Source organism: Streptomyces sp. SM1 (assembly GCF_002910825.1).
GTDB classification, from domain to species: Bacteria; Actinomycetota; Actinomycetes; order Streptomycetales; family Streptomycetaceae; genus Streptomyces; species Streptomyces okerensis.
The window spans coordinates 1-3502 of the sequence record NZ_NEUB01000459.1 but is presented as its reverse complement, the minus strand read 5'-3'; the positions used below and the strand labels follow the sequence as shown (position 1 = coordinate 3502).

Annotated in this window: 2 protein-coding genes and 1 pseudogene; 2 read left to right on the top strand and 1 reads right to left on the bottom strand. The window is 73.1% G+C overall.

Annotated features, from left to right (window positions below; genetic code table 11):
- Positions 1-481, bottom strand: a pseudogene (locus B9S61_RS11545) (PaaX domain-containing protein, C- domain protein); the annotation flags it as partial.
- Positions 482-553: 72 nt separating this feature from the next.
- On the opposite strand from B9S61_RS11545, the gene B9S61_RS11540 reads away from it, so the two are divergent.
- Complete coding sequence (locus B9S61_RS11540; RefSeq protein ID WP_103542179.1) at positions 554-2230, top strand: acyl-CoA dehydrogenase family protein; 1677 nt, start codon at positions 554-556, stop codon at positions 2228-2230.
- Positions 2231-2401: 171 nt separating this feature from the next.
- Positions 2402-3487, top strand: coding sequence for a sialidase family protein (locus tag B9S61_RS11535; RefSeq protein WP_258039629.1), 1086 nt, complete (start codon positions 2402-2404; stop codon positions 3485-3487).
- Positions 3488-3502: the final 15 nt, after the last annotated feature.

The following is a 3502-nucleotide window of genomic DNA, read 5'->3' as shown; positions in this document are numbered from 1 at the left end:
GGGCCGTACAGCGCTCGGCCACCGCGTCCAGAGCGGCGGGCAGTCCGCGTTCCAGATTGGCGGGACGCAGCCACACTCCCTCGCGCAGCTCGGCGAGCCGCAGTGCGGCGAGCCGGGTGCGCAGGTCCGCCCGTTCGGCGGGACCGCGGCCCGTCGCGGTGATCACCACCAGTTCCCAGTCGCCGTCCCACGGGCGCGTGCGCGGCCGGACGGACTCGTCCTGGCGGTGCTGGCGTTCCAGCAGCCGGTCGCTGAGCCGGTAGCCGGCGTCGGTGCGCCGCAGATCGCCGGCGGAGGCCATCCGGCTGAGCGCCGCGCGGAGCGTGGACCCGCCGACGCCGAAGCCCTCCAGAAGCCGCCCGAGTTCCTTCGCGGAGAGTTCCGGCGGATGCGTGCCGAGCAGCAGGCTCAGGACGACCGATCGCGCGGAGAGAGGACGCAGCAGCAGGTCGTCCGTGGCCGGCGCCGGTTCGTTCCGCATGGGCCGTACTCTACGGTCCACGTCATGTTGCATCATTGCTACAGTCGCAGGAACAGTGCAACACTCGATGTCATGACCACCACACGCGCGGACGAGCGGCAACAGCACCCGGTCGCACCCGACTCCACCCACGACGTCACCAACCAGCCCCCTCCCCTCACCCCGTACGACCCCTCCGACGACTCCGCCCTGCTCGAGGGCCTGCGGCGCGAGGGAGCCGGCTGGGCCGAGGAGGACCTGAGGCGGCTCGGCCGGCTGGCCGGCAGCGCGCAGGTGCAGGAGTGGAGCGACCAGGCCAACCGCCACGAGCCCGAACTGCGCACCCACGACCGGTACGGACACCGGATCGACGAGGTCGAGTTCCATCCGAGCTGGCACCACCTGATGCGCACCGCCGTCGCCGAGGGCCTGGCCGCCGCGCCCTGGGCGGACGACCGGCCCGGCGCGCACGTCGTCCGTACCGCGGGCGGTCTGGTGTGGGGGCATACGGACGCGGGCCACGGCTGCCCGACCTCCATGACGTACGCGGCGGTGCCCGCGCTGCGCAGGCAGCCGGAACTGGCGAAGGTGTACGAGCCGCTGCTGACCAGCCGCGAGTACGAGCCGGGCCTGCGGGTGCCGGCCGGGAAGCGCGGACTGCTGGCCGGCATGGGGATGACGGAGAAGCAGGGCGGTTCCGACGTCCGGACCAACACCACCGCGGCGGCCCCGACCGCCGAGCCCGGCGTCTACACCCTGCGCGGCCACAAGTGGTTCACGTCGGCGCCGATGTGTGACGTGTTCCTGGTACTGGCGCAGGCCCCGGACGGCCTGTCGTGCTTCCTCGTGCCGCGCGTGCTGCCCGACGGGACCCGCAACACCTTCCGCGTCCAGCGGCTTAAGGAGAAGCTGGGCAACCGCTCCAACGCCTCCTCCGAGCCCGAGTTCGACGGCACGGTCGCCTGGCTGGTCGGTCCGGAGGGGCAGGGCGTGAAGACCATCATCGAGATGGTCAACTGCACGCGGCTGGACTGCGTGACGATGTCGGCGGCGCTGATGCGCAAGACACTCGTCGAGGCGGGCCATCACGCGCGGTACCGCAGCGCGTTCGGGGCACGGCTGGTGGACCAGCCGCTGATGCGCAACGTGCTGGCCGATCTGGCGCTGGAGTCGGAGGCCGCCACGACGCTCACCCTGCGGCTGGCCGGAGCGGCCGACCGCGCGGTGCGCGGGGACGCCGGGGAGGCCGCGTTCCGCCGCATCGCGACCGCGGTCGGCAAGTACTGGGTCACCAAGCGCGGCCCGGCCTTCACCGCCGAGGCCCTGGAGTGCCTGGGCGGCAACGGCTATGTCGAGGACTCCGGGATGCCCCGCCACTACCGCGAGGCCCCGCTGCTGTCGATCTGGGAGGGTTCGGGGAACGTCAACGCGCTCGACGTGCTCCGCGCGCTCGGCCGTGACCCGGCCACCGCGCAGGCGCTCTTCGACGAACTCGCCCTCACACGCGGCGCGGACGCCCGGCTGGACGCGGCCGTGGCCGGACTGAAGGACCAGCTGGCCGAGGCGTCCCAGGCGAGCGCCCGCCGGCTGGTGGAACGGACCGCCCTCACCCTCCAGGGCTCGCTCCTCGTCCGGCACGCCCCGCCCGCCGTCGCCGACGCCTTCTGCGCGACCCGGCTGGGTGGCGACTGGGGGCACTCCTTCGGCACGCTGCCCGCGGCGGCGGGGGTCGACGCGATCGTGGGGCGGGCGCTGCCGGAGCACGGCTGAACCCGTGACCGGGGCGACGGCACCGAGGGCCGCCCGACTCGGCGCAGACCGGTCGGCACACGACGCGACCTGCGGCGCAGCCTGATCCGGAGGTGACTGTCAGTGGTGGGGCGCAGACTGACCGGTGACCAGAATCAGGACGTCGGGGACGACGTCGCGGAGGTGATCGGCATGACCGAGGTACTGCTCACCGTGGGCACCCGCAAGGGCCTGTTCATCGGGCGCCGGCAAGGTGGCACCTGGAAGTTCGACGAGAGCCCCTATTTCAACGCGCAGGCCGTGTACTCGGTCGCCATCGACACCCGCGGAGCGAGCCCCCGGCTGCTCGTCGGCGGGGACAGCGCGCACTGGGGCCCTTCGGTGTTCCATTCCGACGACCTGGGCCACAGCTGGACCGAACCGGCGCAGCCGGCCGTCAAGTTCCCCAAGGACACGGGCGCCTCACTGGAGCGGGTCTGGCAGCTGCATCCCGCCGCGGCCGAACCCGACGTGGTGTACGCGGGTACGGAACCGGCCGCGCTGTACCGCTCGGAGGACCGCGGGGAGACCTTCGAGCTGGTGCGGCCGCTGTGGGAGCATCCCACCCGCGACAAGTGGGTGCCGGGCGGCGGCGGTGAGGGTCTGCACACGGTGCTGACCGACGAGCGCGATCCGCTGGCCGTGACGGTGGCCGTCTCCACCGCCGGTGTCTTCCGCACCCTGGACGGCGGCGCGAGCTGGACCCCGTCCAATTCCGGGGTCTCCGCGGTGTTCCTGCCGGACCCGGACCCGGAGTTCGGGCAGTGCGTGCACAAGGTCGCCCGGGACGCGGTGAACCCGGACCGGCTGTATCTGCAGAACCACTGGGGTGTGTACCGCAGCGACGACGCGGGCGGGCACTGGACGGACATCGGCGAGGGGCTGCCGTCGACGTTCGGCTTCACGGTGGTCGCGCACCCCCGCCGGGCGGACACGGCGTACCTGTTCCCGATCACCGCCGACTCCGACCGGGTCCCGGCCGACCGGCGCTGCCGGGTCTACCGGACGGCGGACGCGGGCGCGAGCTGGGAGCCGCTCACGGCGGGGCTGCCGCAGGAGGACCATTACGGCACGGTGCTGCGCGACGCGATGTGCCACGACGGAGCGGACCCGGCCGGCCTCTACTTCGGCAACCGCAACGGCGAGGTCTACGCGTCGGCCGACGACGGCGAGAGCTGGCGGCAGCTGGCGTCACACCTGCCGGACGTGCTGTGCGTCCGGGCGGCGGTCGTCGGCTGATTCGGGCGCGGGGTC